The sequence below is a fragment of the Bombiscardovia coagulans genome (genome assembly GCF_002259585.1).
GTDB classification, from domain to species: Bacteria; Actinomycetota; Actinomycetes; order Actinomycetales; family Bifidobacteriaceae; genus Bombiscardovia; species Bombiscardovia coagulans.
Window position 1 is genome coordinate 1 of sequence record NZ_MWWS01000008.1, and the last position, 26069, is coordinate 26069.

Genomic DNA, 26069 nt, shown 5'->3' on the forward strand with positions numbered 1-26069 from the left:
GAGGGGTAACACCTGGTAACTGTGTGTCATAAAAAACTGTGTACTTGTTAGGAACCCATCCTAAATGCACCTGAGTAATCGAATCAAATACTGTACTTTCTGGAATACAATCTGCCTTAGAAGTGTCAATTTTCCAGCATGGTGTATAACCTGGCTTGCTCACTTTAGGAAATGTGACAGTTGACGGTGTTCCACCGTTAGTAATCTGAGTCGGGAAAGGCGTTGCCCCTGGTTCCGTTGTAGTAATTTCATTACCAGCCTCATCCAAGAATTCTACCTTGGCAAGGACATTTTGGTTAACAGTGCCCTGAAAATTACCTTTACCCTTAATATTTTTAGCTTCAAAGCTTAAAGAGTATCTTCCAACTTTAGGTGATGCCCACTCAGCTATGTGAGGATCGGTACTTGATTTTGCCCCACCTGCCTGTTGAACAATAGCACTGATCTCCGCATATTCATGAGTTCCACTGTTGATTATTGCTGAATGCAACGAATACTTTTCACCAGGGCGAGTAAGAATGAAATCTGGATAGTATGATCGTTGATTCACTATACTGAAACTCGTCAAATTATCTATAACGCCATACAAAGGCGTTATGTCGACTATCAAATTTTTATCAAACTCAACATTTTTAAGATTATGCAATTGTTCAAGACCAGATAAATCTTGTATACTATTGCTATTCCCTTTAAGTTCTTTCAAGTTTGTTAAGTCTTTTATCCACGCGATATTAGAAGCAGGCTTAGTTTTATCAGAACGCCAGGCATTGAACTCAGTAACACCAATGTTGTTGTTACTAATGTTTAAAACCTCTAATCCTTGGTGCCTGTCAACCAAGGGCTGGAAGTCTGTGAATGTTTTATTAGAGCTGATATCCAATTCAACTAAATGTGACATATTGTCAAGTAAATGTAAGTTGGGTATACCCGTAGTACTCACATTCAGAGAAGTCAAATTTGTCATAGCGCTCAGCTGATTAAAAGTAGTAGTGTCAAACCGCGAATTCCCACTAACATCCAATTTAGTGAGGTTCGGAAGACCAAGAATTGGAGTGAGATCCGTAAACGAGTTGCCACCAGTCACATGCAATTCCTGAAGATTAGTCAATGTTTCAAGCCCGTTAAGAGTTCTAATACCGGTATCTGCTGCTAGCTTCGTAATACTTTGCGCCATCGCACTATTGAAAACATCATCAGGACGACTTGGAAGGTTCCTATTACTTAATTCCGAAGAAATAGCATCTTCAATAGTAGGGTCAAAGCAGTCTTCTAGTTTACTTGTTCCTACCACGCACTGACCAGATCCGCCTGCTGCTTGCGCGTAAAGTCCTACTGGGTCCCAAACCACTAAGCCCGCTACTGCCATAGCCACGGAAACAACGACCGCCACAATGCGGACTCGCGTTGACTGAATGAAACGTTTCATGCTCATTTACACACCTAACGGAATACACTTTTTCTCTTTACACATCTCCCGATGTATATTTCAGGATAACACTTTTTTGCTTATAGCAAGACCATACCGATGTAAATTTTATTATTCGCTGACCAATATGTTACGCAAATCACCAATTCCTTCAATGTGCACAACCGCCTCATCAAATGGGTGCAGTTGAGCTGATTTGTGTGGTGCCCCTGTCATAATCGCGTCCCCAGGCAATAAGGTTGCGAAACTGGAAATAAAAGCGATTTGTTCGGGAATACTGTGAATGAAATCGGCAGTGATACCGCCAGCATCAGCAAGCTCTTGTCCATTACGGGTACAAGAAATACGTGCATCAGCATAGCTAAAATCCGTCTCTATCCATGGACCTAACGGACAAGAAGTATCAAAACCCTTAGCCAGAGCCCATGTAAGATCATCCCGTTGGCAGTCACGTAAAGTAAGGTCGTTGCCACAGGTAAACCCTAAAACATAATCCATGGCATCAGCCTCAGAAACATTCTTAGCTACTCTTCCCATAACAACCACGAGTTCAGGCTCGAATTCTACTTCCTTACTAGACGAAGGGCAGATAATAGGGTCATCGGGACCTATCACTGAGGTAGAAGGCTTCAAGAAAACATGCATGTGACTCGAACCCATCTGAGCAGTCTTTGGAGCATGATCACGATAGTTGAAGGCCATCCCATATATTTTGGAAGGAATTACCGGAGCCAGTAGTCGCACACCATCAGCATCGAGAGCATACCGTTGACCTGTAGGTTGCACCTGCTGTCCATTCAAGGGATAACCATCAAGTTCGATAAGGTAATCCTTGCCGTCGTTAGCGTCCTTCTGCACGAAGGCATAACGTGGTGTATTGTTTATCGAAAATCTTGCTATTCTCATAGTTTCAGTCTAGTTCCTACTAGGAAGATGGGGGATAAACCGTGTTACAGCACAGGCCGTGTTACAGCACGAACCGTATCCTTTACATGAACTAAGTTCAGCGGTGTGTGACTGCCAACAACCTGTAACCTACCTCCTCAGCCCACAGGAAGTACAGTAAGACACACAAATCTAACTATTCAAGAACCAATCTCATATAAAAGCACGCTCACCAAAAATTGCTGTACCAACACGAACTTCTGTCGAACCTTCAGCAATCGCATATTCCATATCTTGGGTCATACCCATAGAAAGTTGAGTACACTCTGCAGTACCGAGTTGCCTGGAGGATAGGATACGGTCACGCAGGTCGCGTAGGTGAGCAAAACCTGTACGGATAATTCGTTCGTCATCCACATGAGCACCCACGGTCATCAGTCCTTTGAGCCGCAAACCCTCCAGTTGTGCTAGTTCAAAGGCTAGATCTTCTGCTTCTTCCGGTGCACAACCTGACTTCGCTTCCTCACCTGACTCGTTCACTTCTAGAAAGACACCAGTCGAGACACCGTGCAGCTGGGCACGCTTGGCTAATTTTCGGGCAAGTTCGAGAGTATCTACTGACTCGATGGTATCCACGCAGTGAATCACCTTATTAATCTTGTTAGACTGCAATTGCCCGATCACATGAAATCCTACAGTTTGCTGAGAAGGAATATCATCCTCATCACAAGCCCAATCACCCAAAACTAAGCCTTGTTGGGAACACAGGTCTGGTAAACCGCCCTCAACCTTCGCTGCGACCTCTTGGGGCCGATTCTCACCAATCAGGCGAATGCCAGCGTTAATGGCTGCCATCACCTCGCCAACATCGCGGGTCTTAGTTGCAGCTAACAGTTGTACGGAACCCTCTTGACGTCCCGCAGCAGCCTCCGCCAGAGCTATCCGCTCCTGCACCCTGTGTACTCCGTCAGCTATGCCACGGGCCCTCTGTTCACCGATAGTCGTGTTTGCTAAGTTCTTGTGCTCCATGTACGCAACCATAGCTACCAGCTTAGGACCGCTCACTTACTTCCACTAGTCGAGCGCATCTACAAGTGAGTCTTCAAGGATTTTGTCCTGGAGATGAGAACGGATTTGTGCCCATGAGAACGATTCCCGCAATTGGTGCAAGCTTGCTTCCTCAGGTCGGTCTTGCAACCCCAAAAGCCAGGCACACAAACCCAAAACCTGCTCAGGCTTTACCTTGCGTTCCCGCAAGCTGCCTATATCCAAGGACCCATAACGCTTAGAAAGTCGTCTGCCATCGGCACCATCGACTAAAGGAAGATGTGCCCATTCAACTGGTTCTGACACTCCCAACCGCGTCCGTATCCACTGTTGAGTAGCAGTTGAGCGCAACAGATCACGTCCACGAACCACTTGGCAAATTCCCATATCAATATCGTCCACTGTTACCGCAAGTTGATAGGAGACTATACCATCAGAGCGCAAGAGCACCACATCCCCCACTTGTTGCGATAGGTCATAAGACTGTGAGCCATACACTCGATCTTCAACCTGACATATGGCATCTTGTTCACCCGCAACCGGGACAGCAATTCGCCAAGAGTGCCGTTCTCCCATTTCAATGCGATGTTTCGCAAGCTGGGTCGGGATAGAACGACAAGTACCAGGATAGATCACGAACCCATCGCCTTCATTGGGAGCCGAAGCTGCACGAATGTCAGCACGAGAGCAGAAACACGGGTATACCAGCGCCTGCTCAGTGGCATTATCACCAGTAGTTGGAGTTACTGTATTGGCATTGCCCTCAACCAAGCATTGAGATTGGAGGCTGTGGAAAGCTTGCATATACAAATCGATCCGCTGCGACTGATAGACAACAGGGCCGTCCCAATCCAAACCCAGCCATGCTAGATCATCCATAATCCACCGGTCTGCGTCTGCTACAACGCGCGGCGTATCAATATCTTCAATACGTAACCGCACTTGCCCGCCTACCGAGCGTGCCCCCAGCCAAGCTGCCAATGCAGCATAAGCGTTCCCTATGTGCATTCTTCCTGTTGGCGAAGGGGCTATCCGTCCTATTGTGCTATGTTTCAAAACTGCCTTCATACTGCCAAACTTGTAGCACCAATCGTGTAGGTCTACACACGATGAACTGGGTTAGAAGGTTTCAACCAAGCTATCGACTTCTTCCATATGCTTCACCTTTGGACGCCAAACTGGCCAGCCACGTGCGACGACCAATTGAGGATGCTCTAGGAATCGAAGGTCTGCAACCGGGTCACCATCGAGTACCAATAGATCTGCATCCTTCCCAATAGCGATAGAACCCGTTGCATCATCTATTCCAAGGTTTTTAGCGTTTACTTGCGTAGCTGCATGGAAGGCTTCGGCCGGAGTGAAATCAGCGTATCTTACCAGTAAATCAAGCTCACGCCAGGTGTTGTATTGAGTTACCAACCCCATCGCAGTATCAGTTCCAACGCCTTCACTAATGCCGTACTGGTGGCCGTCACGCGCTCCCTGGACCATTCCATCAGTTACTTGTTCAGAGTTGGAGCGCATAATATCGCTAATTCCCAAGACCTCTTGGTCAATTTTCACCAGCGGCAAGCACGGTGACAGCGTTGAATTGAGGCCTGAAAAACCTCGCAACGATCGTGGATTATGGAGGAAAAGATCCACTATTTCCTCATCCATAGGACTACCATGTTCGATCGTGTCAACACCTGCTCGAAGGGCAGCTTTCACACCTGCTGCACTCTCCGCGTGAGCAGCCACAATAACTCCCGCTTCATGAGCTTCTTCACAGACTGCGACCATAGATGCTTCATCCATCTGAGGGCTACCAGCTACGCCCACTTCTTTGGCATCTGTCACTCCACCTGTTGCAGCTACTTTGATGACATTTACCCCGTGTTCCAAATTGATACGAGCATTCAGCCGAGCTTCCTCAGGAGTAGTAGATGACAAGGCAATGTAGGGATCACCATGCCCACCGGGAATACACAGCATGGGCCCAGATGCCAAAATTCGAGGTCCCAAAACCTCGTCCGCATCTACCTTGTCACGCAAAGCTACCATTTCGTAACCCACATCACCCAAAGAGCGAATGGTGGTGACACCAGAATTCAGTAGAGTCTTAGCGTTTGCTTTAACTTTTGCTGCCATATACGCCTTACCGATCGGGCTATGCAGCAAGGCTACGGCAGCTTGCTCTTGTCGAGGGCTGACTGTTTTAGCCTTCATCATCTTGCCTTCAGCAAACAGATGGGTATGTGCGTTAATCAAACCGGGTGCAACTACCTTACCGGTAGCATCAATACAATGGTATCCCGCTGGAACAAAAGCCTGGTTCGAAGGGAGGACCTGCTCAATGCGCCCATCTGAACCAACTACAATCGTCATGTCGTGTAACAACTTACCGTCCGCATCACCTGTTGCCACATCGGCGTGCTGGATTACGAATGGTTCTCGTTCTTTTCTACCTATTGCCATCATGCACAACTTTCTCTCCGGACCCAACAGTTACAACGAGCCGCAACAGTACCTTCTTTCCCACCATCGTAATGCCGACCGCGACAGAAATTCAAACATTGACCAAATGTTGGAAGCAGTATTATCTTCGAACCGGTTCCTCACAGCGGACCGTGGGATTATTAATCACAAATTTAATTTCACTATAGTTTGGTGGATGAAGGGCCTCTCCGTAGCAAATCACGCGGTTATCTGGACCATAAACCGTAGAATCCATAGCAAGCACAGGACTACCGGCCTCGACACCAAAATACCGAGACACCTGACCTTCCAGGGGTTCAACACGCACCACCACTTCATCTCTTTCAAGGACCACGGAGTATTGTTGCTGCAAAAATTCATACAGCGAACCGTTAGAAAAGTCTTGTTGTAAGACTTCAGGAAAACGTTCAAGGCTTACAAAAGTCTCTACGTGTTGTTGCAAGTGTTCGTCAACATACCGCAACCGCTCTAAACGAATAATCCCAAAATTCGGATCAATCCCCAACATGTGAGCTATGCCAGGATCATGAATCACTTCGCTCGTAAGTACCCGCGTGCGAACTTGACGTCCTTGGTCCACTTGCTGACGGTAAAAACCCTTGATCTGACTATTGATAACTTCCTGCGCAGCAACAGTAGTTTCAGCTTTGAAAGTTCCCTTGCCTTGTGAACGCACTACTTGCCCATCACGAATGATGTCATCAATCGCCCTACGGATGGTGATACGGCTCACCTTGTACTCTTCACACAACTCAGCTTCGGAGGGCAGCTGCTCCCCCACAGTCATGCCTCGCAAGCGACTTCGTAAACGATTTTCCACAGTAACGTACTTAGGTATGCCACCTACCATATCGAGATCCCCTTTTCCTCATAGCTCCATCTCTTACAGTACCTGCCATACACTAACCAATACGGTCTGCTGACAAAAGAGGATTGGCTAGGTGGTGTTAAGCCCAGCCAATCCCCACAAGGCACTCAGCCCTGGACTACAAGTTGATTGTTACTCAACCTTCTACCGGGCTAACTGCCTGGTCTGCCCCTACAGCCGCTGTTTGAGCACGCTTAGTAAGGAAGTAAGAAGCAACATAGAGCAAGACGACCGCTATAGCTAGGCCAGCAATGATAGCAACCTGCCCTCCAGCCTTATTCAAGTATCCTAGGAAGATACCCGCCACACCGAAATCTGCATCCGAATACGTGGCCGAACCCGTGCCCACTTCACCCAGCACTGGAAGCAGGAACAAGGGCAGGAAGGTAATTGCTAAACCATTCACGAATGAACCAAGAATGGCTCCTCGGCGACCTCCTGCACCGTTGCCAATAACACCTGTGGCACCTCCTGTCATGAAGTGAGCCACAACTCCAGGAATAATAACTGTAGTACCAGCAAAGGCAAGGATAATCATGCCAACAATGCCACCGACAAAGGAAGACAAGAAGCCAATTAATACAGCGTTGGGAGCAAAGGTAAAGGTAACAGGGACATCAAGAGCTGGCTTAGCATCCTTTACCAAGTGCTCACTAATTCCCTTAAATGCTGGAACAATTTCACCAAGCACCACTCGCACACCAGCTAAGATAATAAAGACGCCAGCAGAGAAAGTGGCAGCCTGCATCACTGAGTACACGATGAAGTTCTGTCCGTCGCTGAGCTTGCTCTCGATATAAGGCCCGCCTGCAAAGATGGCAACGATCACGTATATTACAGCCATAGACAGAGCGATGATGACCGTTGTATCACGCAGGAAGGAAAAGTTCTTAGGAACGTTAATTTCCTCAGTGGACTTGGAAGGATGCTTTTTGCTACGAGTTACGGTAGCTACCAAACCACCCAATGCAATACCGGAACCACCTGTATGCCCCAGAGCCACATCATCGGTACCGGTTACCTTCTTCATAAACGGCTGCACAATAGCCGGAGAAAGAGTAACAACCAAACCCTGAGCTATAGAGCCGAAGAGCAACGTCTGCCAGGTCGGGAAGCCAGCAGCCACGAAGATAACAGTAATCATGGTTGCCATATAGAAAGCGACGTGACCTGACAAGTACACGTACTTAAAGTATGAAGTAGCTGATAACAGAACATTGATCATCATGCCAAAGAAGAAGATAAGAGCGGCGATAGAACCGTACTTAACAAGAACAGTACCAACGATGGCCTCATTGTTTGGCACTACGCCCTGAACATGGAAGGCATGTTGGAACATATCACCAAACGGCGTTAGGGCATTGCTGACTACGCCAGCACCCGCAGCCAAAACTAAGAATCCAACAAACGTACGAATAGTACCTTTTAAAATATCTGTTGCAGGTTTTCTCTGCAAGGCCAGACCAATAAAAGAAATAAGAGCAACAATAACAGATGGCTGTCGGAAAATGTCTAGTAAGATTTTGAGCGCACCGTTCATGAGTTCTCTGCCTCTCCAGGTACCTGGACACCGTGCCGCTCCAAGGCTTCCTTCACTTTTTGGGTAATCTCATTCATATCAATCAAGCTATTTAGAGCCACCACATCACCCAGCTCGCTACCAGAATCAGCAATATCTCGACCCATGAAAAATACATCAGCGTCAGAAGGAGTGGCCGAGCCTAAATCCATGTGATCCGTTTCAACCCCAGACACACCTAGCTGCTTCAAGGCCTTCTCAATATTGAGCTGCGTCATAAAACTTGAGCCTAAACCTGTGCTGCACACCGTCACAATCTTCATAACAACTCCCTTATTATTAACTTTTGCAACTGCTTCTCTGCATTACCATTCATCACAGTCCACTAAGAACTGCTCGTAATTCTTTACTGCTAGAAACTTGTTCTAAACGTCGCTGGTTTTTCTCATCACTGAGGAAACTCGCGAGCGCTTGCATGAGGCTCAAGTGATTCTGAGCATCTTCCGCTGCCAAGCAGAACATGGTTGTGATTGGGTGGTCCTCCTGATCCGCTAAGAGAAAAGGCTGGCCTACATGCAGTACCGAAAGAGAAGTCTGTATTACACCTGCTTCTGGCCGTGCATGAGCCAAAGCCACCCCAGAACCTACATCCATGTACGTGCCACCTGGCTGAACCACATTATCTTTGATGGCCTGCACATATTCAGGTTTGACACTGCCCGCGTCTAACAATGGTTGCGCTACCTCATCTATGGCTTGCCGCCAGCCAGAAACCTGGTGCTGGTAGCGGATACCGTCAGCTACCACATATTGTTCAAGCACATTGCCTCCTTGCGAACGTTGAACAATTGTTCTTACAGTCATTATAACATCATAACAAGTTCAGATGGTGTTACAGCAGACTTTCAAAGCAGAGCCTCAGAGCAACGAAAAACTAAATCTTTCTTATAAACTGCAAATACGCCCTCAATAATGAACCTGTGACATTAATAGCATTAACAACACCCTGGCAAAAGTTCGAATACGGATATGCAATCTGTCATACTAGAACTAGAAGGTGCAGTCGGTTATGCCAAACTCATCGCACTTTCTAGGATTCTGACAGTTACATACTGTTCTGAACCAAACATTGAAAGCGCCATGGTAGTTGACGTCACAGGGGAGAACTATTCGATTGACTATGCAGAACGCGTTTTACTATGAACCGCGTTACCGTGTTAGACTCACCGATACCCCTTGTAAGCAGCGACGCTCATGCACATAGGAAGAGGACAATGACAAAAAAACTGATTCTCGATCTCGACACTGGCATAGATGATACCTTAGCTATTGCTTATGCTTTGGGCAGTTCAGAGGTTGAACTTATCGGCATCACCGGCACGTACGGCAATGTCCTTCTTGAACAAGGCATTCGCAACAGTCTGGCCGTCACCGATTTATTAGGACACCCAGAAGTCAAGGTTTACCAAGGACTCCCCCACGCAAGTACCACCGACTCTTTCAATGTCAAACCCATCTCAGCCTTCATCCACGGCGAGAACGGGATAGGGAATGTGGATATCCCAGATTCTCAACGTATGCCTGAAACCGAATCTGCGATCGATTTCATTATCGATGCAGCTAAAACGTTCGGACAGGATCTCCTGTACGTACCAACTGGCCCCCTGACCAATATTGCTGCAGCCCTTAAGAAAGCCCCCGAAATCAAAGATCACATGGGCAACATTGTTCTTATGGGCGGCGCATTGACAGTGTGCGGCAACGTTTCTACCTGGTCTGAAGCTAACATCTCCCAAGACCCAGACGCTGCTGACCTGCTGTTCCGCTCTGGAGCAGATGCAACCATGATTGGTCTAGATGTAACCTTGCAGACCCTTCTGACCTACCAAGAGACCAAACAATGGCGCGATCTAGGCACAAAGGCTGGCAACTTCTTAGCAGATGTGACCGATTACTATATCAAAGCTTACGAAACCACCTCTCCACACTTAGGCGGATGCGGACTGCATGACCCTCTAGCCGTAGGTGTAGCTGTGGACCCAACCCTTGTAACGACCCTACCTATCAACATGCAAGTTGATGTAGAAGGTCCAACACGTGGTCGCACCATCGGCGATAACACCAGACTCAACGATCCCAACAAGACCATGCAAGTAGCGGTGCAGGTGGATGCTAACCGCTTCCTTAAGGAGTTCATGTTCCGAATCGGAGGATTGGCAGCACAACAGGTCTGACCAACGAAAGTTCTCAAGAATTACCGCATCCGAACGTTCACAGAACTGCATTCCTCCCCATCAACCCTCAGCAAATCCCAAGCCATGTGATTTTGTAAACAAACCACTAAGGAACATCATGACCGAATCAACGACCCAAGCAGCAATTGATCCCTTTGAAGACCCTGAGACCAGAAACAAGATGGCTATCCGGGCTCTCATCTTCTTACTCATCACCTTCATCCTGGGCACCCTGTGCATACAAGGTTTTAACCTAGTCTTCCAACAGGTCGGCAAGGATGTGGGAGCCGTCCAACAAGCTTCTCTTATTACTGCACTACCGAGTATCGTTCTCGGCATTGTCTGCTTCATTTACGGTTCATTAGGCGACTTTGTCTCCTTGAAAAAGCTCGTCGTTATGGGCCTAACCGTCCTCTTCATCGGTTCTATCTTCGGGTTCGTAGCTAACTTCTTTTTCACTGCAAACCTCTGGACAGTTATCATCGCACGAGTCCTACAAACAGCCGGCGAACAGGTAGCTGGTTCAGCATACCTAGTCATTACCACCAAATACTTGAAGCCTTCACTCAAAGTTATTTTCTTCGGCATTTTCACCGCTGGCTACCAGGTCTCAGCTGCTATCGGCGTGTTTGCAGCTGGCTTACTAGGTTCCATTTCTTGGCAGTACCTCTTCCTCATTCCAGCAGTTACCATCTTCTTTATACCTGTGTTACTGCGCTGCTTGCCAGATAACAGTGGCAACGGAGAAAAAGTCGATTGGGTAGGATTCACGATTTTCGGTGCAGCAACCATGTTCCTAACCCTCTTCTTCTCATACTCAAATTGGTGGCTGTGTATTGTGGCTATCGCCATGTATGCGATGTTCGGCGTTTATATTTCCAAAGCAAAGAACCCCTTTGTCACTCCTGCGTTTTTCAAAAATACTCGTTGGATTATGGCTATTAGTTTGATTTTGATCTTCTACTTCACGAATTACTGCATGTCACCCATCTTCAACGCCATCTGCCGCGATGTGTTTGGCATCACCAGTTCAGCAACTGTTTCTATGCACATCGTCTGGGCTTTCCTCGTGGCAGCAGTCTTCGGCACAAGTTCGGGAGCCATCGTCGATAAGATTGGTCGTCAGACGACTATGATTATCGCTGCCTGTCTCATGATTGCTGGATTTGCAGGATGTGCATTCATCATCTCCTCCGGCATCATTCCACTCACGCTCATGGCTTGCGTTTTCTATGCTGGAGCAGGACTTATGTACTCTCCGGTAGTCTCGACAGTTCTAGGCACCCTCCCCAACGAACAATCTGGCCGTGGCGTCGGTATGAACGACCTCGTTATGAGTGTGACTGCCTCAATTGGTATCTCCATTTTTGGTGGACTCATGTCCAGCGATTCACTAGCTGGAGGCAGCCTGACAGGTGCGGTTGGCAGGCAGGCAGTTTATAGCAACCTCCTGCTCATCGCCGCCGGTGTTGCACTCTTGGGATTGGTGGTATTCCTCGTCTTCCACAAGAAGATTTACGCAGAAAAATAGTATGTTTTGACAAGCGGGTGCACCACTGTTGAGAGGTGCACCCTTTCTTATGCTGGCAACTATCTCCTAGTACAAGCGATCTGCTGGGCCAGCAAGGGATTCCACATGGCACCGGTGGCACTCATCACTGCATCCGCTCCCAACTGCCGGTAGGCGCGATAATGATCCGGGTGCATCACGCCTCCAACACCAATAATCCGAAAATCAAGACCCATGCGCTGCCGGATAGCATTGAGACGGGCAACCATATCTAGACCGGTATCTCTGATGCAATCGCCACACACACCGCTACGCTCTCTTCCTTTGCCTGGCAGAGCCTGCTGCCCCTTGGCATCAATGAGGCGTGCTGAAATAGTGTTAATAGTGGAAAATCCCTGAACTCGACCTAAAGCTGCCGTTTCCTCTACCATAGTCTCCAAATCACGGTCCGAAGAAATATACGCCAGTTTAATGATCAACGGCCGATCACCAATCTCACTTTTCACTTGCTCTGTAATGCACCCAACCAACTTCGGGTTATGGCAAAGAAGACGTCCGTGACCTTCGTTCGGACAACTAGTGTTCATTTCCATGAGCTGGGCACCAGTCTCACATACGAGCTTGGCTGTGCTCACATGGTCTTGAATGTATGCATCCTGACTCATACCCTCACTTCGTGAGCCCTGAAAACTTGGAATGAGCAGCTGTCCGGGACCTGCCGATGCTATCGCTTCTTCCATATCCGGCTGCCAAGTATCTGGGTCTCGGGAAGGTACGCCAAAAGAATTAGAGATAGAAATCGGGTAGTCGTATTGTTCGTCTGCCAGGAGACCATCCTCCAATTCAGGACTGCCAGGCCTAATAGAGCCATCTGACGACTTGGTGTGGACAGATAAGACATTAGGAAAGGGATTGCAGGGCCACGAGCGAGATCGGACAGTCTTGTACACTGCCAAGTCGAACCCCATACGAAAAGCAGCATTTACATACCGAGCATTGAGCAAGGGACCGGCAGGAATGCCAAAAGGGAGATTAACAGGGAAGCCCAAAAATCTTTGGCCGGGAGCAGGAGCATTGGTTTCCACTGCCACACGGGTTTTCAACGCTTGACCGAAACGACCGAAGGGTCCACGAGCATAGTTGTCCTCGTAAGAAAGATGCACATTATAAAAGGGTTCACCATCAGCAATTGGCTTAGCATCTCCTGCAAACAGTGAATCGTAGTGAGCACCAGTTGTCTCGTTTGGGTTAACCATTATGCCCCTTTCATCATCCACCTATGATACCCAAACTAATGCCTCACAATTACCTCAATCATTATCAATACACCCCACCTCACGAGTCGGACCACAGCACTTATGTCTGTATTTCATTCTCACCTGGGATTTCGGAAAGCAGCATGACAGTGTCCCTGCATTTTATACAAACCAGACTATACAGCCTCAAAACGAATACTCTACAACCTTTAGACCTTGCAAAAACTTCTCGTTTGTACCAGCAAAACCCATATCAATACTGATGAAAAACCTCAACTATTTTTCTTGAGAAAAGCCATATTCAAAATGTAGTCCATTGATTCCAGATAAGAGAGAACGTCCTAACAGCTCATTATTTTGCAGTTAGTCACAAGCTCATCACCTACGCTCTTTAAAGTATCTAAACAGGTGGTCAGCTTTAATGGAAACTAAAGCCATAACTATACCAACTTGAGAAAGCACAAGAGCAGCCAGCAGGGCTGGCAGCTCGACAGAACATAGCTGCATAGCATCACTCTGGTTTCTTACTGTTCTTACCATCAGGAACAACGCAGCTGAGCTGAACAATACAGCCGGTAAACTCCAAGATAATGCTTCAAGAGCATTAATCGCCCATAAGTTACTTCTGCTGATACCACAGTGGAGATCGTCTGCGATTTCAATGCGCCGAATTCTCACCGATATGAACCCGATCAGTAAGGCAGCAAATGGCAGAACAATGGTTATATATTTGCTAGCTCGTTTCTGGTATTGCTCCCACCCATTAAACGTTCTGCCCAAGGAGTTATTGATTTGCTTGATTTGTAGCGGGTTCAATGTTCCCGGAGTGCTGATTGCGGTGGCAGTCAAGAGTTCAGAAGCTTTGGCATTGCTGGGAACGATAGTAGCCCAACATTCATCAAAAGGTTCCTGACTGGCCGATGGATTCAGGATAGCGTATGCGATGCGCTGATCGCGACCATCTTGCTGCCAAGAGAAAACCGCTGCTATAGACATGGGGCCATGGTCAGTTTCAAGAGTGTCGCCCGGTCTCACATGTAGCGTTTGAGCTAGCTGACTAGAAATCCATACACCAGTCTTTGACTCAACCGAAGCAGTCAACTGTAGGACAGACGCTAGGCTAGGGGTTACATTGAAACTATCCAGAGGTGATGATGGCATCGCGGTCAATATAATAGACGGTCCCGTTTGAAGAGCCCCTGAAGCGCTGATTGGTCCCTTACCCACTGGGATCTTTGACTGCGATGTACTAGTTTGTTTGTGGGCACCACTTATTGTTGTGCGACTCAGCGACATGCAGCTTGTTGGATTGATTTTCCCTTCAGATTGAACAAGATTGATGGCAGCACCTGAGGTGACCCAGGTTTTGGCTTGGCTCTGCAAGGCGAAGATTGTGCTCAGGTCTAAACCAAGCGTACCTATTGCAACAAACAAGAACGTTAGCAACCAGAGTATAGTGCGGTTAGTTCCACTGGAGATGTCTCGCCAGGCTTCAGAGAGAATACTATCAACTTTCATGTTGCCGGTTTCCTGTTCTCAAATAGGGCTATTGCTTTTCCGTATTGCGATGCCGAGCGAGATCAATGACGCGCGTGCAGGCAGATCTAGTGTTGGGATCGTGTGTAGCAACAGCTACGATACAATCGGCCTGAGCTATGCCAGCGAGCGTGCGATCCACGTCAGCAGCAGTCAACTGGTCCAGTTGTGCAGTAGGTTCGTCCACAAGCAACAAGTCTGGCCGGCTTGCCACCGCTCGTGCTAGCATGAGACGCTGTGCTTCTCCTCCAGAAAGTTCTTTGAAGTCCCGCGCACAGACATCAATCAAATGAAAGTCTTCCATAATAGCCAATGCCTGACTTTCGGCTTGCACCCGATTCATACCTTGACCCAGCAGTGGTTGAGTTACATGATCAATAGCGGTTCGTCGAGGCATACCGTGAGGATTCTGAAAAACCCAACATATCCGGTTGATGCCAAATCGTTGGACTGAACCAGAAGTAGGATCCTCAAAACCAGCTATCAGAGATAGTAAAGTTGATTTTCCCGAGCCTGAAGGACCACAAATACCAACGATTTCACCGGGCTCCAGTCGGAAGCTCAAATCGTGAAAGAGCCAAGGTCCTTCATGAAAACGATGCCCCAAACCTACTGCCAACACTTGTCGTTCTGGTTTGTCTCTTTTGGCCTCCAAATACTCGTCCCATACGTGTTTTTCCTTTGATAACTTATCTCCCAGGCTTTCCTTTACAATTACAGGGTTTACATCAATCTTATTCATAACCCTTTCTTTCTTCTGTGTCTTTATGCAGGGCAAGAAATTCCGCCGAGAGCCTGCCCTAAGTAAACCTGATCAATCTTGGTACGAACTCGCTGAGCTTGGATTAGGGTGGACCCTAGTGAGGATCCAACAATCACGACGGGAGTGGCTTTTGCACCATCAGTGGATACACAAGCTTTATTTCCCTTTTGGGAAAATATGGCTGCTGGAGGAACCTTGATAGCTTCTATGGGTTGAGCCAAAGCCAGAGTTGCTTTGGGTTTCTTCGCAGGATCAGCCTTCCATATCCGGTATGCCTCACTTTCCTCAATAGCTTTGAGAAAAACCAAGTCGTTGATATGTCCATCTAGCACAGGCAAGACTATCTTCTGATCGAAAACACTGAAGACCCTGTCACCTTCACGTAGATCAGCAAGGACTTGATAGGTCAGTCCAGTCAGACGTCCACCGGTTTTCATAACCTCATCACCCTCATTTAATGTCGTATTCAATCCAACTAAGCATTGGGTCGGAGTGACAGTAGTGGTCGGCATCCATATAGTGTCACCAGGTTTAATGCTGCCATCGGAATCCACTGCTGCTGAAGCCCGCATAAGTGCTTTTACCCCACGAATAGTGATAGGGCCATAAATACCGTTGCCTTCTGCTGGATATCCCAGACGTCGCAGTTCCTGCTGGAGTGCCAATACGTCTGGCCCTCTCTCTCCGCCTTTCAATTCTCGATAGATGGGGGTATCGGTATGTAACGCAATTAGCGGACGACTGTCCACGGACAGGACCTTAGTGCCCGAAGTTATTGCCGCTCCTGGTTTGCAGAGAGTTTCGGTAACTGTTCCGCCAGTGCGAGCAGTCAAATTCTCTGCCGGGCTTGTCACCGGTGTAACTTCCAACGTGCGTTCGTCATAGAATTTCTGAATACTGGTAGGCGTTCGGCTAGGCGAATGGGACTCTTCCAAACCTTGAGGTGTGGGAGTCGGCATCAGGAAGGCGGTTGCACATACACCGACAGCTAAGGCAGTACATGCTGTTAATACCAGAGGTGTAAGAATTCTGGTTGCCATGATGTGTCCTCCTTTTCATAGATACTATTTCATTCAGCTTGATAAGCTATGCCGGATCCAAAAAGACAAGCTTGGATGGTTGGATCTTTTGGATTGAAGTGAAGTTTGGGCTCAATGTCTTTTGAATCACTATTATCTAAGGCATCTTTGAGCTTTTTCCCAGTCAAAGTGGCGTCACTCATACCTGCCTTGCGTATACAGGATGCGGCAGCTTCATGGGGATCAGACAGCAGGTCCGGGTTACTTTGCTGAATACTGTAAAGGCTTTCTATGACCTTGCTAACTCCTTGGGAACAATCGCTCATGTCTTTCATAAAACGATCAGTATCCTTACCTGGTTCAGGCAGGGGCGAGATATCCCGCGACTGATACAGTCCGTTTGGAAGTTTTGTCCATGTTTGTTTCCATCCAGCCTGCCCCATACATTCGTTTTGACGGTTATGAGCGGTCTCATAGTCCTCGGCGCTAATAGTGCCATTAACCTTGGCACGTTCAAGTACTTCTCGCTCGAAAGCGCTGAGCTTGTCCGAAGCAAGTTCCTCATCAAAGAGAGCTTTGAGACTTGAGGCCATTTTGGCCTGACTATCTACAGCGACTTCTTCCTTACGCTGCCAGGGAGCAGAGCATCCAGTTGCGGATACCATGAGCAGAATGCAGACAAAGGCCGTTAAGACAACTTTTACCATGGATATGTTCACTAATTTTTGTTCCATAATAATCACCTCAAGTGCAGGATTAGGCTTATTTCGTGTTGTAGTCAGGATCGCGATAACCGGGAACTTCAACTTTGCAAGATGCTTGAGCCTCGTTGTAATCAGTATTGTCTGATGAGATTCCCACACTTCCTTGTTCTTCGGTGAACTCATAAACAATCTGACCGTCTGGTCCGATGCTCGCAGGTATGCCTTTTGATTTCAGGCAATCCCGGTAGCGTTCCACATCTTTACGATTAGATGGGTTCTTGTTCTCGGGCACACTCTCCTGTCCACTATCCTTGGTGTCTGGCACATACGCTGAATGATCAGAATCAGCTTTTGCGTTCATATCCTGTGTCTTATTTCCAGACGTTCCGCATGCTGACAGTGCCATTGTGATGACAACAACCACTGTCAAACTCAGCAAGACTCCAGTCACGCCCCTAGACGATTGTATTTTCATATTCGCCCCTTTTTTGCTTTTGTGGAAAACTCAGCGCCAGCGAGTTCCGCGAACCAGATAACACACAGCACCAGTTACTAGTAAAACCGGTACTGAGTGAGCGTTAAGTGAACATCTCCCTCACCTAACGCTCACCTTTATGAGGCACAATGGGATGAGATATTTATTCGATAACAAAGGTCAACTGCATAACAAAAAGGATTGGCAATGAGAATTCTAATTGTCGAAGACGATGATGACCTATCAGCAGTCTTAGAGGATGCTTTGAAGCATGAAGGATACCGAGTGTCCCTGGCAACCAATGGACTTCAAGCCTTGAATCGTTTAGCTGATGAGACATTTGATCTAGTGCTCTTAGATCGAGATTTGCCAGTGCTCAGTGGTGATGAGGTGATGCGTTCTATTGAACAACTGGGGTTATCTATTAGAGTGCTAATGCTGACAGCTGCCGGGCAGGTAGAGGACAGGGTCAGCGGCTTGGACCTGGGAGCTGACGATTATCTACCCAAACCCTTCGCGTACCCAGAACTTCTCGCTAGGATAAGGGCTTTGCAACGACGAGAGGCAATAGACTCCAGAACTCTATTAACCCGTGGACGATTGAGTTTAGATACTGCCCGTCGCTTGGCTTACTGTGATGGAAAACCACTCAACGTAGCTCCCAAAGAGTATCAAATTCTAGAGGAACTTCTACGAGCAGATGGAGGTTTCGTACGAACTGAAGAGCTGTTAGAACGTTTATGGGATTCCAACATGTCTGGACAAACTGAAGTGGTAAGAACCGCAGTCTATGCCTTACGCAAGAAACTGCCTGACGCCCAGATACTGGTTTCAAGCAGGGGTGGGGGGTATCGAATCCCATGAAAATTCACCATATAAGACCTCATGGCTTTCGCACCAAACTCGCCCTAGAGGTTGGCCTTCTCTTTCTGACAATGCTTGCCTTGGCCATAGTTGTGCAAAATATTTCGCTAGATCGTGCATTTAGCCGTCAGATAACAGTCGGTCACAGTGTTGGAACCGAATCACTACCAGATACTCCCAATGATTCAGGGAACCAAGATGATATTAAAAACAAGAACGAAGCATGCCAAGGGCATGGGTGCCCACAGGCAGCTGAACCTGGAATTGACGACGCTTCCCCACATCAGGAACATGAAGACAATAAGGGAACAACGCTCAGCGGTGAAGTTCAAGTGGTCAAAGACTCAGTTACGACATGGATGTGGTATAGCTCACTAGCCGTCTTTGCTCTCTTTGGGCTACTGGCATTAACTCTCATATGGAAATTGACTGGAACGTTGGTTGAACAGCTGGATTCCATCAGCCAGCAAGCCGCCAACCTAGACCTAGATCATCCAGGTGGGCGCATCTTCATTGACAATCCCCATGACGAAATAGCTTCCATGGCCAATACCCTCAATGCCATGCTCAATCGTATGGAAAAATCCAATCAAGCCCAAAAAGCATTCGTCCGTAACGCCTCACATGAGCTCAGAACCCCTATCACAACTATAGGCACCAGCCTAGAGTCCTTGATTAACCAAAAGCGAATCAGTCCAGATGCTGAGCCCATGGTCAAAAGAGCTATCGAATCCAACCACAAATCCGCAAACCTAATCACCGTTCTACTGGAACTTTCACGAATCCAGGGCACTACCATTAGTAAAAGCCAGCCGATTGACGTGGACAAGTTAACACGAAGCCTGTTACTGAGCCATCAACAGGAGATACAAGATCAAAAGTTAACGCTTGACTTATCCGGCCTGCTCCCGACCAGGGTTATTACCGATCCGCAATATGCAGAAATCGCTTTAGACAATCTCATTCGCAATGCCATCGTCCACAACATCCCAGAAGGAAACATCACCATTTCCACGGAATTCGTTAATACTGACAGTGAAAATAAGTCGATATCTCTTACTATCGCCAATTCTACTGCTGAGGAGCAACCCGTTGGAATGGTAGACCCAGAAGAGTTAACTAGTTGCTTTTACCGTGGAAACTCAACTCGGATAGCCAATAAACCAGGATATGGTCTCGGTCTTTCCATCGTGAGAGAGATCGCAAATATCCTCGGTCTTAGACTATCCCTGCGGTATCCTGAAGAAGGTGCTTTTCAAGCCACTATGGTTTTCCCGAACGGCGATCTCCAGTGAGACTTTCATGTATCGCCCCATCCTCGGACTAGTTATTGTAGTGGGAGCACGTACAATACACTATTTCAAAAGAGGAAGGCCGGGGACAAATGAACAAGGCAGAACAACGAAGAAAAACCAGAGAAGCTCTTCTGAACCGATTACTGTATTGGAAAAGTAAATAAGTTTGATTTTGAGCTTTCCCTATTCGATCGTCAAAATAATTACCGTCTCGCATTGAGTCCGGCCTTATACCAGAGAACTGCTATGTTCACCCTTTCTTTAACACCCAGTTTATTAAGTATCCGACTTACTGTCTTTTTAACGGAATCACTCTGAATACTTAGTTTTTCTCCGATTTCGGCATTAGTCATACCTTCACAAACAAGAGATGCGACCTCAAACTCCCGTCTGCCGAGCTTCGCAAATTTCTTTCGAAGTTCCATCTCTTCGTACGTCGAGACCTGCACAGAAATCCCTCTTTTGATTACTTCTCCTGTAATACGTGGGGTGAGTATGGCATCGCCAGCATGCACTGATCGAATTGCTTTACACAGGTCCGCAGTCTTTACATCTTTAAGCAAGAATCCTGAAGCTCCTGCACTAAGGGCACCGAAAGCGTAGTCGTCTTGGTCATATGTCGTCAATATGACAACTTTGATCGACGGGTAGTTTTCTTTGATAGCACTTGTAGCATCCAAACCATCCATAACTGGCATGCGTACATCCATCAGTATTACGTCAGGAAGGGGTTGTTTATGCTTGTTAGATGAGTCAAGAAAATCGAGAGCTTCCTGCCCGTTTTCTGCTTGCCCTATCACTAGCAAGCCTGCGTCTTTAGCAACCATGAGAGCGAAACCCATTCTGGCAGGACGCTGGTCATCAACGATCATAACGCGAATCATGTTGCTCCTTACTGTCTGTCAATTTAGTGAGCGAAGGAATAGTGACTCGTAGGATCCAACCGTTGTAGGTCGGACCAGCTTCAAATGTCCCTCCATGTTTCCTTATCGTTCCACCAAGCCGTTTAAGTCCGGTTCCGTCGTCAAGTGTCTTCTTCATAGAATTGAGACCATTGTTTCTGATAGCTATGGTTATGGCACCTTTATCGTCATGGTCCCAGGAGATTACGATGCGGTCTACCGCTTGTCCGTGACGGATGGCGTTGGTTATGCCTTCTCGAGTGACACTAAAGCTCAGGTCTGCTTGAATAGGATCTTGGGGTCTACGCCCTGTTTCAGTTAAAGCGACAGTAATACCTAGTCGTCTTACGTGGCTAAGTATCGGATTGATGTCATCCCAATAATGATACTGTCCTTCCGACACTGAGTGCTGAATAGCTGAGTTTGTTGTCGATTGCAGTGCTTTTACTGCCATTCTGGTGTCGGTCAGCCCTTGCCGTGAAAGGTCGTTAATCATAGCGATAGCTTCATCGATTTCCGGTCTTCCCGTGGCTCGATCAAGTCCTTCAGACAGAGCGATGATTGCGGTCAAGTCGTGACCAACGCTGTCATGGAGCTCTGCTGCGATTCTGGACTGATTAACAGCTTGTTCGTGTTCTTGAGCTAAATGCATGCTACGTTCACGCTCATCCTGAAGTGCCTGATCAGACATGCGTCGCTCCCTCTGTGTTCTGGAAACAAAGCCAAACCCGACACAGAGAACAAAACACAGAGAGGTTGGATATAGCAGACCAGTAAAGCTCCCGTCTTTATGCCATAGGGTTGCTGAGGCTGCACTGGCTACACCAAACAGCCCAACAGCAAGAAGAGCGATAAGCAGTGTCGTTGGTTTTTTGATTTCCACCGTGCTGGCATAGAGGTTGACGATCCACAGCAAGAACAGGTACGTATATGCTGAACCGTAGATTATTGCTGTGAGTAACATGAAAAAAGTAACTATTAATAAACTTGCTGTTGGTCGGCTCCGCCGTTGGCTAAGCACAGCTACCGACAGAATAATGATGGCAACAAATGAGGGCATCCCCCATCCAGTGGTGGACAGAATCTGCCAGAGAGTCTTGTTAGCACTGTGAGGCGCGAGAGTCAATCTTGTCAGCAACATGGTTTCATACATAGCGCAGATAAAAACCATTACATAAGCGGTAGTTGGACGGTTCCATACTGCAATCCAAGCCTGAAGCTTTCCTTTCGGCTTCATTACACCTCCCCATTGCTCAGTTTTTAGCACTACTTCATGCCACCCTCAATCAAAATGGTCCCAAAACCACTTATAAGACGATCATCCAGCAAGTCAAACACATATTTTTGTTGGTCGCAACGCTGTATATTCTCTTCTGACTGTACCTAGCATAACTTCGTCAGACCGCCTTTTTAGCTAACCTACGAAAAATGAGACCACTAATAAGTACCCAGACAGCTGCAAGCACGGTTGATGCCACGAAGGAGGAAGCAGATGCGATGTTACCAAGATCCCTAACTGCTGATGCGGTTGTAATCAAGGCAAGCGGGTAAGGAAGAGCCAGGGAAGGTGCAGCAACAGATATGGCACAGCCTGCCAAGGTGAGCAGGAGCAGAATGGACATAGTAGATGCAAAAGATTCGGTCCTAACTGCGATAGCTTGAGTAAGAGTCATAATTGCCCAAACAGCCAAAGTCATGGGAAAAGCACGCAGAAAGTAGGGAACTAATTCTGATAGGGAGAAATTGCCAACCAATCGGCCTACCAAAATGAATTCGATCTCGAAAATTGTGATTGTCAAAAAGGAAGCAAGCAGTCCGTGAAGCATCTTACCAACGATTGCGGTGCCGGCAGTACCCGAAGCGTTCAGACGCTGCCAGTTGCGCCCCTTATGCTCATTAGCTTCCACCTGAGCAGCGAAGGCGGCAACTAGAAGGGGCATGAAGACCATGCTAGGCAGAAGGACTGCCTGTCCCCACACAGCACTCCAGGTAACACCTTGAGCATGAAAATCCTCCTGATAGCTTATATACTGGTCCCAACCATTGAACATGCCAATTGCATCAAAAAGAATCGTGGCCAACCAGTACCAGAGGTTACCAGCCTTACGGATCTCCCAGTTCAGAGCCGCCAAAATAGAAGGTTGATTGCGAACTATGTTACTTGTTGCTGTCTTAAATGCCACAGCTTGTTTGCTCATTGGTGTGACTCCTTTACCTTGATGATAACTAGCGAGATAGCAGTCCAGGCGACGCAAGCAAACAGACTAGCCCCTACTTGAATCCATGGGCTGGCGACCAGTGTCATCTTGGCATAACCGTCAGGACCTGAGGTGGTCAGGAATGGGTTAGCTGCCGAACTGATACCTGCCGGAAAGAGCCAGCCCAACCGAGTCACGTTCATGGGACCTAAACCAGTACCAATTAGCCCAGCTATTACACCCACACCCAGGCCAACTGCTTGTTTACTCACAGTCAGAGAGAGCATAAGCTGTATAGCTGTAACGGCTACTGAAGCAAAGAAGACAGTGAGAACGGGAGCAGATATTACCACTGTGAAGTCACCATTAAGAACGAAGCCTTTAGCCCGAGCAACCAGAGGTATCCACACCAAAGGGATTATAAAACTCATGGAGAGCGTTACAGCAGCTACAGCCATCTTGACAAGAAACTGGCCGGTCTCATTTTGACCCAGCGACCGCCACTTGAGATCCATGCGTTCACTGGAATCAATAAAGACCATACGACTGGTAAGCAAGGCAGCCAGAATTGGGGCAAGTAAACCGAAGGTCTGGTAGACTTCGCCTTGAGCCAGGGTAATAGTGCGCATGGCCAGGCTACTAGAACCGTCCCTCTTTATAAAAGCAAACGCCGCCCAAGCTGAGACCAAGAACATCATGCCAAACGCCATCCACCAGAAGGATGACCCCTTCAACTTGCGCACCTCCAAGGCCAGCAGCACCCCAGGGCCGTCCGCATGGGACACTACTGGAACACCATAAGGGTGTGGTTGTACAGGTCTCATCGAGGTCATTGTTGACGTATTCATTGCACCCCTCCCTGCTGCACGCGTATCTGGGGATTCTCTACTAATTCCAGGAATGCCTGTTCTAGGCTTTTGCGCTCGGAAGCCACTCGATAGATTTGCAAACCTTGAGAAACTAGCCCTTCCACTAGCTTCCCTATCTGATTATCAGAAAACTCAGGAATGCGCAGGACACCGCTTTGACGAATATATCCGTAATCAATACCGTTATTTTCCAGGATGTTGACTGCCAAACGAGGGTCGGATACTCTCAGATCGATATGTCCCTCCTCGCGCAAATTGTCGAGCGACCCTTGGTAGAGCAGGTGTCCACCGGAAATGATGCCGACTACCGGAGCCATCTTCTCAATTTCAGAAAGGATGTGACTGCTGATAATAATAGTGACACCTTCGCTTCTTGCCAGCTCCATGATCATTTGCCGCACCTCAACTACAGCTTCGGCATCCAAACCGTTAGTCGGTTCGTCCAGCAGTAGGAGTTCAGGCTGAGAAATCAAAGCCATAGCGATACCCAGACGCTGTTTCATGCCCAGTGAATAGTCTCTCGCTTTTTTGTCTTCATGCCCATGCAGTCCCACTTTATCCAGGACTGCAAGCGCTGACGAGCGTGGAAGCCCTAAATAATCGGAGACCATCCTACAGTTATCAAGTCCAGACAGGCCCGGGTAGAAGCTGGGTCCTTCAATCATGGAACCCACCCGCCCCGGCTGGATGCGACTCTTGGATCCTACCTGTTGTCCTAGCATCCACATCCTGCCCGAACTCGGTGTAGTTAACCCAAGCAGCAACTTCATTGTCGTGGACTTCCCAGCACCATTAGGCCCCAGCAAACCATAGACACCACCAAAGGGTACCTGTAGATTCAGACCGTTCACTACCTTGTAATTTCCATAGGATTTCACTAAATTCTCTGTACATACAGCCATTTGTGATAGAGATCCTCGGTAACCGCTCATCATTGCCACCTTTCCACACAACCTTTAGTTCTATGGAAGCTCCCCGCACGAAACTACGCAATGAGAAAAACGAATTTGTACCCTTGAGAGGACATACGGTTGATTACATTACATCTCAGAGAACATTAAAGCTGATTGAACAAACGTTTCCTAAGAGTGTTCAACATCAACTAATGTCGATTACATAAAGCTGGGTTACTAGAGGCCGTTATTACAGATATAAGAGCCAACAACTTGCAAGGTCGCATCTAGCAGGAACGCTTCATCCTTACATCTTGGTCTCAATAACATTACATGTCTCTTCGCCTTCAACCCAACGATCTGTTACCAGCAAACACAGATTTTGCCAAACTATCGTACAGTTGTCGTGCTTTTACCAATGCTGTACACAATAAAAAATATCTGTCGTCCCTTGGTGTTTACCTCGAATGGTTTATCTGAAATGCCAGACAGCATCCCGAGAAACCTATAGAATCTAAACCATTGAACCTTCACTGATAATCTCATAAAAAGACGTTCCTGATTGATAAGCACAATGACGTCCTAACTGACTGGTTAAGCAAAAATTGATAGCTTGCATTAGGGGGGGGGGAGGGCACACTGTTATTGGTAAGCAATTAACGACCACCTCTCACATCCCAGCGAAACAGTTTGAGTACCACAAACATCGACACCTCTAGTCAAGCGCAGCACACGCCAAGACCGGGAAAACGAGCACACTTAATCCTTGGTAGCTGCCAAAAGTCATACCGTTGGCTTGCATAGTGGCGTGAACAAAATCATCTCAATACCACATGGGTCGCATAACCTCGGCTAGGTAATCAACAGGAAGAACTTACTTAGCGTTCGCTGGGACGATGGAACAGCCCAGAAAGGCATGAACACTCCAGACAAGAACATGAGAATAAGCGCTGGCACCAATAGTATCATCTGGGAAACGTCTGCAGATGGAATGAAAGTCGAATACGTCACTCCGATAACAACACAGAGCATAGCAACCTAACACCGCCACTAAAAGAACTCCAGGAATATTGGCTGGTGCTTTGAGACCGAAAAAAGAGCACCGCGGATAGCATCAAGATGGCCTGGCATACAAGGGCGATAACAAGTCCCGACAAGGCATATCCTAATAGGACGACACCATCGGACTTTCCCCTGAGCCGGATACGTTTAAGCAAACCAAAATCACGCTGCGATGCAATGTCTCCTGCGACCTTAATACCTCCGTATGCAATATCCTAGCCTCCTAGCATGCATAGACAGAAAACTGGATTGTTTCCTATACATGT

The 26069-nt window shown here is 47.5% G+C and carries 25 protein-coding genes; 5 read left to right on the forward strand and 20 right to left on the reverse strand.

What is annotated here, in order from left to right; all coding sequences use genetic code 11:
- The 9 genes from BOCO_RS06300 to BOCO_RS06340 form a co-directional block, all read right to left on the reverse strand.
- On the reverse strand, positions 1-1432 hold a 1432-nt coding region (locus tag BOCO_RS06300; protein ID WP_148140075.1), incomplete at its 3' end, for a leucine-rich repeat domain-containing protein.
- A gap of 105 nt (positions 1433-1537) precedes the next feature.
- Positions 1538-2332, reverse strand: a complete 795-nt coding sequence (locus BOCO_RS06305) for a fumarylacetoacetate hydrolase family protein (RefSeq protein WP_094723351.1) — start codon at positions 2330-2332, stop codon at positions 1538-1540.
- Between the two features lie 192 nt (positions 2333-2524).
- On the reverse strand, positions 2525-3352 hold the full coding sequence (locus tag BOCO_RS06310) for a YggS family pyridoxal phosphate-dependent enzyme (protein WP_094723450.1): 828 nt from the start codon (positions 3350-3352) through the stop codon (positions 2525-2527).
- A gap of 33 nt (positions 3353-3385) precedes the next feature.
- Positions 3386-4426 carry a glutamyl-Q tRNA(Asp) synthetase gene (locus BOCO_RS06315; protein WP_094723353.1) on the reverse strand — a complete coding sequence of 347 codons (1041 nt, stop codon included), beginning with the start codon at positions 4424-4426 and terminating at the stop codon, positions 3386-3388.
- A 51-nt stretch (positions 4427-4477) separates the two neighbouring features.
- A complete protein-coding gene (locus tag BOCO_RS06320; protein WP_094723355.1) occupies positions 4478-5818 on the reverse strand; it encodes an amidohydrolase family protein in 1341 nt (446 codons plus the stop codon).
- 118 nt (positions 5819-5936) lie between these two features.
- Positions 5937-6686: a GntR family transcriptional regulator gene (locus BOCO_RS06325; RefSeq protein WP_094723357.1), complete on the reverse strand. Its 750-nt coding sequence runs from the start codon at positions 6684-6686 to the stop codon at positions 5937-5939.
- 154 nt (positions 6687-6840) lie between these two features.
- On the reverse strand, positions 6841-8244 hold the full coding sequence (locus BOCO_RS06330) for a PTS ascorbate transporter subunit IIC (RefSeq protein WP_094723359.1): 1404 nt from the start codon (positions 8242-8244) through the stop codon (positions 6841-6843).
- A complete protein-coding gene (locus BOCO_RS06335) occupies positions 8241-8546 on the reverse strand; it encodes a PTS sugar transporter subunit IIB (protein ID WP_094723361.1) in 306 nt (101 codons plus the stop codon). The genes BOCO_RS06330 and BOCO_RS06335 overlap by 4 nt, the downstream gene beginning before the upstream one ends.
- Before the next feature lie 52 nt (positions 8547-8598).
- A complete protein-coding gene (locus BOCO_RS06340; protein ID WP_244568775.1) occupies positions 8599-9045 on the reverse strand; it encodes a PTS sugar transporter subunit IIA in 447 nt (148 codons plus the stop codon).
- Between the two features lie 207 nt (positions 9046-9252).
- Between BOCO_RS06340 and BOCO_RS07490 the strand changes: the two genes are divergently transcribed.
- From BOCO_RS07490 to BOCO_RS06350, 3 genes are all read left to right on the forward strand, one after another.
- Entirely contained in the window at positions 9253-9426 is a 174-nt protein-coding gene (locus BOCO_RS07490) for a hypothetical protein (protein WP_158520433.1), read from the forward strand.
- A gap of 71 nt (positions 9427-9497) precedes the next feature.
- Positions 9498-10457, forward strand: coding sequence for a nucleoside hydrolase (locus BOCO_RS06345; protein WP_169711899.1), 960 nt, complete (start codon positions 9498-9500; stop codon positions 10455-10457).
- Positions 10458-10575: 118 nt separating this feature from the next.
- On the forward strand, positions 10576-11988 hold the full coding sequence (locus BOCO_RS06350; protein WP_094723367.1) for an MFS transporter: 1413 nt from the start codon (positions 10576-10578) through the stop codon (positions 11986-11988).
- A 59-nt stretch (positions 11989-12047) separates the two neighbouring features.
- Here the strand turns inward: BOCO_RS06350 and BOCO_RS06355 are convergent, their stop codons facing one another.
- The 6 genes from BOCO_RS06355 to BOCO_RS06380 all read right to left on the reverse strand — a co-directional run bounded on the left by BOCO_RS06355 (position 12048) and on the right by BOCO_RS06380 (position 17720).
- Positions 12048-13157 carry a tRNA-dihydrouridine synthase gene (locus tag BOCO_RS06355; protein ID WP_094723452.1) on the reverse strand — a complete coding sequence of 370 codons (1110 nt, stop codon included), beginning with the start codon at positions 13155-13157 and terminating at the stop codon, positions 12048-12050.
- Between the two features lie 444 nt (positions 13158-13601).
- Entirely contained in the window at positions 13602-14741 is a 1140-nt protein-coding gene (locus BOCO_RS06360) for a hypothetical protein (protein ID WP_094723369.1), read from the reverse strand.
- A 28-nt stretch (positions 14742-14769) separates the two neighbouring features.
- Positions 14770-15501, reverse strand: coding sequence for an ATP-binding cassette domain-containing protein (locus BOCO_RS06365; protein ID WP_094723371.1), 732 nt, complete (start codon positions 15499-15501; stop codon positions 14770-14772).
- Positions 15502-15524: 23 nt separating this feature from the next.
- Positions 15525-16562: a peptidoglycan-binding domain-containing protein gene (locus BOCO_RS06370; RefSeq protein ID WP_094723373.1), complete on the reverse strand. Its 1038-nt coding sequence runs from the start codon at positions 16560-16562 to the stop codon at positions 15525-15527.
- Positions 16563-16591: 29 nt separating this feature from the next.
- Entirely contained in the window at positions 16592-17275 is a 684-nt protein-coding gene (locus BOCO_RS06375; RefSeq protein WP_094723375.1) for a hypothetical protein, read from the reverse strand.
- Between the two features lie 28 nt (positions 17276-17303).
- Positions 17304-17720, reverse strand: a complete 417-nt coding sequence (locus BOCO_RS06380) for a hypothetical protein (RefSeq protein ID WP_094723377.1) — start codon at positions 17718-17720, stop codon at positions 17304-17306.
- Between the two features lie 207 nt (positions 17721-17927).
- On the opposite strand from BOCO_RS06380, the gene BOCO_RS06385 reads away from it, so the two are divergent.
- Together BOCO_RS06385 and BOCO_RS06390 are read left to right on the forward strand one after the other, a co-directional pair.
- Positions 17928-18584: a response regulator transcription factor gene (locus BOCO_RS06385; protein WP_094723379.1), complete on the forward strand. Its 657-nt coding sequence runs from the start codon at positions 17928-17930 to the stop codon at positions 18582-18584.
- Positions 18581-19879, forward strand: a complete 1299-nt coding sequence (locus BOCO_RS06390; RefSeq protein WP_094723382.1) for a sensor histidine kinase — start codon at positions 18581-18583, stop codon at positions 19877-19879. The genes BOCO_RS06385 and BOCO_RS06390 overlap by 4 nt, the downstream gene beginning before the upstream one ends.
- A gap of 203 nt (positions 19880-20082) precedes the next feature.
- On the opposite strand, the gene BOCO_RS06395 is transcribed toward BOCO_RS06390, so the two are convergent.
- The 5 genes from BOCO_RS06395 to BOCO_RS06415 all read right to left on the reverse strand — a co-directional run bounded on the left by BOCO_RS06395 (position 20083) and on the right by BOCO_RS06415 (position 24750).
- Positions 20083-20763, reverse strand: a complete 681-nt coding sequence (locus BOCO_RS06395; protein WP_094723384.1) for a response regulator transcription factor — start codon at positions 20761-20763, stop codon at positions 20083-20085.
- Complete coding sequence (locus BOCO_RS06400) at positions 20741-22018, reverse strand: sensor histidine kinase (protein ID WP_094723386.1); 1278 nt, start codon at positions 22016-22018, stop codon at positions 20741-20743. The genes BOCO_RS06395 and BOCO_RS06400 overlap by 23 nt, the downstream gene beginning before the upstream one ends.
- Before the next feature lie 160 nt (positions 22019-22178).
- Positions 22179-22979 carry an ABC transporter permease gene (locus BOCO_RS06405; RefSeq protein ID WP_094723388.1) on the reverse strand — a complete coding sequence of 267 codons (801 nt, stop codon included), beginning with the start codon at positions 22977-22979 and terminating at the stop codon, positions 22179-22181.
- Positions 22976-23827, reverse strand: coding sequence for an ABC transporter permease (locus BOCO_RS06410; RefSeq protein WP_094723390.1), 852 nt, complete (start codon positions 23825-23827; stop codon positions 22976-22978). Before BOCO_RS06410 ends, BOCO_RS06405 begins: the two co-directional genes overlap by 4 nt.
- On the reverse strand, positions 23824-24750 hold the full coding sequence (locus BOCO_RS06415; RefSeq protein WP_244568776.1) for an ABC transporter ATP-binding protein: 927 nt from the start codon (positions 24748-24750) through the stop codon (positions 23824-23826). The genes BOCO_RS06410 and BOCO_RS06415 overlap by 4 nt, the downstream gene beginning before the upstream one ends.
- Positions 24751-26069 lie beyond the last annotated feature (1319 nt).

Excerpts from the sequence above, each read along its gene's own strand:
- BOCO_RS07490 (WP_158520433.1), top strand. The coding sequence starts at position 9,253 with ATGCAATCTGTCATACTAGAACTAGAAGGTGCAGTCGGTTATGCCAAA.
- BOCO_RS06405 (WP_094723388.1), bottom strand. The coding sequence starts at position 22,979 with ATGAGCAAACAAGCTGTGGCATTTAAGACAGCAACAAGTAACATAGTT.
- BOCO_RS06415 (WP_244568776.1), bottom strand. The coding sequence starts at position 24,750 with ATGGCTGTATGTACAGAGAATTTAGTGAAATCCTATGGAAATTACAAG.
- BOCO_RS06345 (WP_169711899.1), top strand. The coding sequence starts at position 9,498 with ATGACAAAAAAACTGATTCTCGATCTCGACACTGGCATAGATGATACC.
- BOCO_RS06325 (WP_094723357.1), bottom strand. The coding sequence starts at position 6,686 with ATGGTAGGTGGCATACCTAAGTACGTTACTGTGGAAAATCGTTTACGA.
- BOCO_RS06410 (WP_094723390.1), bottom strand. The coding sequence starts at position 23,827 with ATGAATACGTCAACAATGACCTCGATGAGACCTGTACAACCACACCCT.
- BOCO_RS06320 (WP_094723355.1), bottom strand. The coding sequence starts at position 5,818 with ATGATGGCAATAGGTAGAAAAGAACGAGAACCATTCGTAATCCAGCAC.
- BOCO_RS06375 (WP_094723375.1), bottom strand. The coding sequence starts at position 17,275 with ATGGAACAAAAATTAGTGAACATATCCATGGTAAAAGTTGTCTTAACG.
- BOCO_RS06305 (WP_094723351.1), bottom strand. The coding sequence starts at position 2,332 with ATGAGAATAGCAAGATTTTCGATAAACAATACACCACGTTATGCCTTC.
- BOCO_RS06315 (WP_094723353.1), bottom strand. The coding sequence starts at position 4,426 with ATGAAGGCAGTTTTGAAACATAGCACAATAGGACGGATAGCCCCTTCG.
- BOCO_RS06330 (WP_094723359.1), bottom strand. The coding sequence starts at position 8,244 with ATGAACGGTGCGCTCAAAATCTTACTAGACATTTTCCGACAGCCATCT.
- BOCO_RS06400 (WP_094723386.1), bottom strand. The coding sequence starts at position 22,018 with ATGAAGCCGAAAGGAAAGCTTCAGGCTTGGATTGCAGTATGGAACCGT.
- BOCO_RS06370 (WP_094723373.1), bottom strand. The coding sequence starts at position 16,562 with ATGGCAACCAGAATTCTTACACCTCTGGTATTAACAGCATGTACTGCC.
- BOCO_RS06385 (WP_094723379.1), top strand. The coding sequence starts at position 17,928 with ATGAGAATTCTAATTGTCGAAGACGATGATGACCTATCAGCAGTCTTA.
- BOCO_RS06335 (WP_094723361.1), bottom strand. The coding sequence starts at position 8,546 with ATGAAGATTGTGACGGTGTGCAGCACAGGTTTAGGCTCAAGTTTTATG.
- BOCO_RS06350 (WP_094723367.1), top strand. The coding sequence starts at position 10,576 with ATGACCGAATCAACGACCCAAGCAGCAATTGATCCCTTTGAAGACCCT.
- BOCO_RS06360 (WP_094723369.1), bottom strand. The coding sequence starts at position 14,741 with ATGAAAGTTGATAGTATTCTCTCTGAAGCCTGGCGAGACATCTCCAGT.
- BOCO_RS06395 (WP_094723384.1), bottom strand. The coding sequence starts at position 20,763 with ATGATTCGCGTTATGATCGTTGATGACCAGCGTCCTGCCAGAATGGGT.
- BOCO_RS06390 (WP_094723382.1), top strand. The coding sequence starts at position 18,581 with ATGAAAATTCACCATATAAGACCTCATGGCTTTCGCACCAAACTCGCC.
- BOCO_RS06310 (WP_094723450.1), bottom strand. The coding sequence starts at position 3,352 with ATGGTTGCGTACATGGAGCACAAGAACTTAGCAAACACGACTATCGGT.
- BOCO_RS06365 (WP_094723371.1), bottom strand. The coding sequence starts at position 15,501 with ATGAATAAGATTGATGTAAACCCTGTAATTGTAAAGGAAAGCCTGGGA.
- BOCO_RS06380 (WP_094723377.1), bottom strand. The coding sequence starts at position 17,720 with ATGAAAATACAATCGTCTAGGGGCGTGACTGGAGTCTTGCTGAGTTTG.